Source organism: Rhodococcus sp. EPR-134 (assembly GCF_001647205.1).
GTDB classification, from domain to species: Bacteria; Actinomycetota; Actinomycetes; order Mycobacteriales; family Mycobacteriaceae; genus Rhodococcus_F; species Rhodococcus_F qingshengii.
On the sequence record NZ_LVCT01000348.1, the window covers coordinates 1 to 6,985 of the forward strand.

Annotated in this window: 5 protein-coding genes; 2 read left to right on the top strand and 3 right to left on the bottom strand. The window is 63.2% G+C overall.

Going from position 1 to position 6,985, the window contains the following annotated elements; all coding sequences use genetic code 11:
* Nucleotides 1-125 precede the first annotated feature (125 nt).
* Both A2J01_RS15555 and A2J01_RS15560 read right to left on the bottom strand, forming a co-directional pair.
* Nucleotides 126-1,517, bottom strand: a complete 1,392-nt coding sequence (locus tag A2J01_RS15555) for an amidase (protein WP_064113054.1) — start codon at nt 1,515-1,517, stop codon at nt 126-128.
* Between the two features lie 150 nt (nt 1,518-1,667).
* The gene (locus A2J01_RS15560) at nt 1,668-1,979 is read right to left on the bottom strand and encodes an ArsR/SmtB family transcription factor (protein ID WP_007735219.1); all 312 of its coding nucleotides are present in this window, start codon (nt 1,977-1,979) and stop codon (nt 1,668-1,670) included.
* Between the two features lie 91 nt (nt 1,980-2,070).
* On the opposite strand from A2J01_RS15560, the gene A2J01_RS15565 reads away from it, so the two are divergent.
* Nucleotides 2,071-3,129, top strand: coding sequence for an SDR family oxidoreductase (locus A2J01_RS15565; RefSeq protein WP_064113055.1), 1,059 nt, complete (start codon nt 2,071-2,073; stop codon nt 3,127-3,129).
* A 139-nt stretch (nt 3,130-3,268) separates the two neighbouring features.
* Nucleotides 3,269-4,567: a T3SS (YopN, CesT) and YbjN peptide-binding chaperone 1 gene (locus tag A2J01_RS15570; RefSeq protein ID WP_003946055.1), complete on the top strand. Its 1,299-nt coding sequence runs from the start codon at nt 3,269-3,271 to the stop codon at nt 4,565-4,567.
* Nucleotides 4,568-4,591: 24 nt separating this feature from the next.
* Here the strand turns inward: A2J01_RS15570 and A2J01_RS15575 are convergent, their stop codons facing one another.
* Complete coding sequence (locus tag A2J01_RS15575; RefSeq protein WP_064113056.1) at nt 4,592-6,781, bottom strand: transglycosylase domain-containing protein; 2,190 nt, start codon at nt 6,779-6,781, stop codon at nt 4,592-4,594.
* Nucleotides 6,782-6,985 lie beyond the last annotated feature (204 nt).

The window sequence follows — 6,985 nt, forward strand, 5'->3', positions numbered from 1 at the left end:
ACCTCGAGCCGCGGATTCTGGCGACCATGCATGCACCGACGTACTACGGCGATTGCGTCACCACTCTTCACGACCTTGCCGACTCGTACGCAACACGTTTCGCAGCCGAAACCGAAAAATGGAAGTCAGACTAGAGCTTGCGCCTTCGACGTGATTCGCGCCGCCACGGACAGCGCAACGTGCTCGCGGAACGGTCTCGCCACCACCTGCACCCCGATCGGTAAACCGTTGCGGGAGAGTCCTACCGGAACCACGACCGACGGAAGACCGAGCACACTGATCGCCCGGCAACTCGCGAGCGCATCCATCCATGTGAGTTTGCGACCGTCCACCTCGAAGCTCTCCACACCGAGCGGCGGAGCGAGCACCGACGCAACCGGCAGGATCAGTGCGTCTCCCATCTCGCCGAGGAATTCGCTGATCAACACCGCGCGATCCGCCCACAGCGCTTCCACCTCGGCGGAACTGCGATCATGGCCTGCCGCAAGCATGGCGGTGATGTCCGCGTCGAAAGCGTGCGCTGAACCTGCTGCGAGAGAGTAGATGTCCGCGTGGGTCTCGACCGATCGCAACGCACCGAAAAGCGCGTTGGCCCGCGGCAGAGCCAGACCGTCGCACTCGCTCGCGTCCAGGCTGATCGCCACCGTCCGAACCGCTGACCGGATTTCTTCGTCGACGGGAATCGTTCCCTCGCCGGTGGCCCAGCGGATGTCGAGGTCGTCGACGTCGACCGAATCAGGCTCGGTCCACGAGAAATGCGGCTTCGACAGGACGCGCAACGCAAGCGCCGCATCACCGAGGTTGCGGGCCAGTGGGCCGATGGTCTGGATCGTGCCGTGCATCGTCGCAGGGTTGGCGAGTACCCGTCCATCCGAAAGCACGCCTGGATACTGACCTTCCGGATCGACACGTCCGAGCGTCGGGCGAACCGAAGTGAGGCCGGTGCAGTGGGCGGGCCAACGCACCGAGCCACCAAAATCCGTACCGAGTCCGAGCACGCTCATTCCGGCAGCAACCGACGCGGACTCGCCGCCACTCGATCCGCCGGGGGACCGGACGACGCCGTCCGGTCGCACCGGACTGGCCGTGGTTCCGAACAGTTCGTTTCGAGTCAGGCCGCACGCGCCGAATTCCGGGGTGTTGGTCTTGCCGATCAGAATCGCACCGGCAGCCTTGAATGCCGCGACGGCCGGGGCGTCGACGGCCGGGACGTTGTCCGCCAGAGTGCGAGAACCGGCAGTGGTGCGCACGCCGGCAGTGGCGATCAGGTCCTTGACCGTGAACGGAACCCCGGCAAGGGGGCCGAGTGTCTCACCGAGAAGGCGTCGCTCGTCCAGGGAATCCGCGGCCGTGCGAGCCTCCTCGGCGCACACGGTGACCAGTGCGTTGAGTTCGACATTGCATTCGCCGACCCGTGCGAGATGTTCTTCGACGACGGTCCGCGCCGACACCTGACCCGACCGCACGGCTTCGGCGATGGATCGGGCATCACGGCCCACCCAGCTCTCACGACTCATCGCACGCCTCTCCTTGCCAGTACCCTCTGCCGAGCGTAAGGACAACGAGCAACCCGAGAAACGACCACAATGCACATACCGACGGCGCCGGCGATGTGAGGTTTTGCCACAACGTTGGCGGCCCCGGAGGGATCGGTCAGGTGCTGGTACCTACAAACCCTGCCTGATGAATGCAGCAAGCTTCTCGATCTGTTGCTCGTTTCGTTTGTAATGCCGCCACTGACCGATTCGTGTGGTGGTCACCAGATCCGCGGCCTGGAGTGCGGCCATGTACTGAGACGCCGTCGATTGCGACACCTTCGCCCTCGCTTGAATGTGCTTGAGGCACACTCCGACCTCCTCGGCAGGCTCGAGCTGAGGGGGAAAGCTCCCGGGGTCTTTCAACCACTGCAGGATTTGCACACGCATCGGGTTGGCCAGCGCCTTGAACGCCGTTTCCCACTCGGTTGTTGCGTCTTCCATGTTCGTGAGCATACCGCTAGATCGCGAAATGCCGATATGTGTGGTTCACTCCCTATATCGCAACATCGCGATATACCAATGGGAGGCTGAAATGGTGCAGCACGACAAAGTGGCACTCGTGGTCGGAGCCCGAGGCGTGATCGGTGGGAACTTGATCGATCACCTCGAGTCGACCGGAGAATGGAAGATCATCGGACTCTCGCGGCGAGGCGGTACGGACACCGACCGGGTCGAACACATCGCAGTCGACCTGCTCGATCCTTCACAGACCGCAGCAGCACTGAGCGGACTGGACGACGTCACCCATGTCTTCTACGCCGCCTATCAAGACCGCCCGACATGGGCCGAGCTGGTTCCGCCCAACTTGGCGATGCTGGTCAACACTCTCGACGCCATCGAGCCCGTTGCGGGCGGACTCGAGCACGTCAGCCTGATGCAGGGCTACAAGGTTTACGGGGCACACCTCGGACCGTTCAAAACTCCGGCCCGCGAGAGCGATCCACCGCACATGCCACCCGAGTTCAACGTCGACCAACAGCAGTTCCTCGAACGCAGGCAGCTCGGCAAGTCGTGGACATGGTCGGCGATCAGACCCTCGGTCGTCTCCGGATTCGCACTGGGTAACCCGATGAACCTCGCGATGGTCATCGCCGTCTACGCGACCATCTCGAAGAAACTGGGTGTCCCACTCCGATTCCCCGGCAAGCCCGGCGCGTACACCAGCTTGATCGAGATGACCGACGCCGGACTCCTGGCCGAAGCGACGGTCTGGGCCGCGACCAACCCCGAGTGCGCAAATCAGGCGTTCAACATCAACAACGGCGACCTGTTCCGCTGGCAGGAGATGTGGCCGAAGATCGCAGCCTTCTTCGACATGGACGTCGCACCTCCGCTCCCGATGTCCCTCGATGTCGCAATGGCGGACAAGGAGTCGGTGTGGGATGAACTCGTCGAGGAACACCACCTTGCTCGGACCCCGTATTCCGATGTCTCGTCCTGGGGGTTCGGTGACTTCGTATTCGGATGGGACTACGACTTTTTCGCTGACGGATCGAAAGCTCGTCGGTTCGGATTCCATCGCCACGTCGACACCGAAGCGATGTTCCTCGACATCTTCGCCAATCTGCAGGCTCGGAAGATAATCCCCTGACTGAAACACGGTCACCCGGATCCTACGAACACTGTCACTGTCGGACCCCAGGACTACCGTCGTAGGCGGGGTTTGAAAAGCAGGGGTTTCGGCGAGTCGTCGGTAGGGCCCCATGCGCCCCCGGACCAGAGGAGCGACGATGTCGGACAATACTTTCGATCTGGAAATCCTGAGTGCCTGGACTACTTTCGAGACTCATCTCGCTCGCTACATCTCCGTGATGGAGGACGACGACACCCTCGTGGTGGAGTCGCATTACGACAGCATGGACGAACTGGCCGACGCACCCGCGTGCATCCAGTTCTTCGCATGGAACCAGACCTCCGTGCGCTGTGAAGTTCCTTCCAACAGGTTTCTGCATCCACTGCGGATGCTCGAACCGGAAGACCATTCAGCGCTGCTCGACATGGGGTTCAACGCTCCCGATCTGTGCGAGCACGAACCCGAGGGCAATGGGTCCATGTCCTTCTACATCGACGTCGACCGCGCTCGTCCCGAGGAACTGGTGACAAAAGTGTTGCGCGTCTTCCGTGAAATGTGGAGCATTGCGCACCCGTCGTTCCTGCGTGCCAGCACCAGTGGGCGCGAGTCGACGCCGGCGTTCGCCACGACGCCGTCTCACGCTCCCTCGGGTTCGGGCGACATGCTGCGGATCCTGGTCGACGGGGCCGTCGAGCGCCTTCTCGGTCATCCGCCCAAGCGTGACGACGACGGCGACATCCCGCTGGTCCGCGGTGAGCAGGTCACCTATGTTCGTGTCCTCGAGGACGACGAGTACGTAGAGGTGTTCTCGCGGGTCGTGCATTCGGTGGAGAACCTCGAGAACGCTGCTGTAATTCTTGCTCAGCTCAATCGGCAATGGCCGACCATCAAGCTCATTCTCGTCGAGCAGAGTGTGCTGGGCGTGGTCCGCGTGGACGGCGCACCCTTCGTCGCCGAGCACCTGCTGCGGGCTCTGCGCTCGTTCGCCGAACTGGCCGAAGCATCTGACGAACTCGCCGAAGAACTGGGCGGGCAACCCATTCGCGCTACCGGAGACACCGCCTTCAACGACGGGATGGCCTCCGAGCACGAAGATCCCGGTGCCGAATACGAGTCACACGAGTGCCACGAATTTCCTCCGGCTCTCATGGCGCTCCTCGAACTCGACGCAGACGGAACGGGCGAGCTCAGCGCCGAAGAGGTTGCCGTGATCTGTGAGCACGACCGCGACACCATTCTCGACTACCTGCGGATCAGCCAGGAGCAGGAGACTGCCTGGCACGAGGCGTTGACCGAGTCCATCCGGCGCAAGGACGACGACACCGACCTGTGTGCGGGCGAGAAGCGCGCGTGGACGCACGCGATCCGCAACCTCAGGCGCGGACTGCGCGTCGTCGTACTGCCCGCCAAGGATGCAGCGCCCACCCAACTCGGTCTCTTCGACGATCAGGCCTGAGAACCGGAAATCGGGCGCTGTTTGTCAGCCCGGTAGTGGGATGACGATGCCCGGCAGGATCTCGATCTGACGCGGCAACTGGGGGAGCGGCGGCACTTCGATCGGCGGTAGGCCGGGCACCTCGATGGGCGCCGGGGGAGCGACCGCGCCCGTCGTGGGCGTGCCCGTCCCGTCCCCCGAGGTCACGCCGGAGTTCGCGGGAACGCCGGCCTGCCCGCCGATGGGGTCCGGCCACGGGAAGCTCTCCCAGTCGGATCCCTTCAGCGCGCCGTCCATCGTGATCTTCCAGCTGTCCGCAGGCACTCCGGAGCCGTAGATCAAACCACCGTAGGAGTTGGTGATGGCCTGAGCGTCGGAAGTTCCGATCCACACCGCGGTGGACAGCGACGGCGTGTAACCGACCATCCACGCATCCTTGTTCTGGCCCGTGTCACCCAACTGCGCGGTGCCGGTCTTGGCTGCAGACGGGCGTCCACCGGCAAGCGCGTGACCGTTCGAGTACGACGCGATCGGGAGCATTGCCTGCGTGACGTTGTCGGCAACGGCAGCATCGAGACGACGCTCACCGGGAGAGACCGGGCGATCGAGCAGGACTTCACCTTCGGCCGTCACGACCTTCCGGATGAAGTGCGGCTGCTGGTACACACCGGAATTGGCGAGCGTCGCGTAAGCGGACGCCATGTCGATAACGCGAGACTGATACTGGCCGAGCACGATTCCGTTCTCCGGCGGACCACCCTCCTGTGTGAGCGTCGGGTAGTCGAGTCCGGGAATGTGCTCGGGGATGCCGGCCAGGTGGGCGGCGTCGGCGATCTTCTGGGGACCGTTCTCCATCGAGAGCATCAACCGGTAGAAGCTGGTGTTCAGCGAACGCTTGAGTGCCTCGGCGATGGTGCATCGACCACAGGATTCGCCGCCGACGTTTCCGATGGTCACGCCGTTGATCGTGAGCGGTGAACTGTCGAACCGTGCGGACAGCGGAATGTCTTCCATCAATGCTGCGACCAGACCGAAGACCTTGAACGCTGAACCGGTCTGCAGCGGCGCCTGGGCGTAGTCGAAGCCGGCTCCGTCGTCACCGCCGTAATAGGCGTCGACGCCACCGGTCTTGGGGTCGATGGACACTACTGCGGTCCGCAGGTCTTCCGGCTCGCCCTCGAGATTCCGCCTGACGGCGTTCAGCGCAGCTTCCTGCGCAACCGGGTCGATGGTCGTCGTGATCTGCAGACCAGCGGTGTTCAGCGTCTGATCGCTGATACCGGCCTCGGCCAGTTCCTTGAGTACCTGGGTCTTGATGTGGCCTTCGGGTCCTGGCGCCTGGTTCAGATCGGTCGGCCGATTGGCGGGGGCGACGACCGGGAACTGCATCGCGTCGCGATCCGTCTTGGTCAGGCTGCCCAGTTCCACCATGCCGTTGAGAACGTAGTCCCAGCGCGCTTGCAGCGCGGACAGATTGGTCTCGGGGTCCAGGAACGACGGGCTCTGGATGACGGACGCGAGAACTGCGCCTTCCTCGACACTCAGCTCACTGACCGGCTTGTCGAAGTACGCGTTCGACGCGGCGGCGATGCCGTACGCACCGCGACCGAAGTAGATGGTGTTGAGATACGCGGCAAGAATGTCGTCCTTGGACCATTCGCGCGCCATCTTGGCGGAGATGACGAGCTCACGCAGCTTCCTGTCGATACTGCGCTTGTCACCGACCAAGACGTTCTTCACGTATTGCTGAGTGATCGTCGAGCCACCGCCGGCGCTTTCCTTGCCCATCACGTTGTCGCGGGCAGCGCGAGCAAATCCGGAGATCGAGAATCCGGGGTTGGTGTAGAAGTTACGATCCTCCGCCGAGAGCACCGAATCGCGGACGTGAATCGGGATGGCCGACAACGCGACCTCGGTGCGGTTTCCCTCCGCCGGCACTACCTTGCCGAGCACGGTCGTGCCGTCGGCCATGTAGATGGTGGACACCTGATTGGTCTGCATGTCAGAGGGGCGCGGGACGTCGGTCCGGCTGTACGCGACAGCAAAAACCGACGCGGGCACGATGACCATCAGGAGCACGAGCACGTAGATGGTCCGCCGGACGAACCGCCACTTCGAGCGCTGCTTTTTCGCGGGCTTGGCCGACTTGTTCGACCGGGGCGAATTAGCCGACTTGCCCGATCGAGCCGACGACTGATCGCCACCCGTCGCACTCGATCTGTTCGATGGACTCACTCAACACTCCCGGTCGTGGATCCGGACTTACCGGCACCATTCCACCAGGGTGATATCTCGATCAGATAACTCCCGGCAACTGCGATACCGAAATGTCACCCTACCGGGCTGGCTACTCGCGACGTTCTGCTCGGACCGCGTTCCGATATCCGCGGAACGCGAGCCCGAGAGCGACGACGCAACCGAGCAGCACCAAAGACGGCA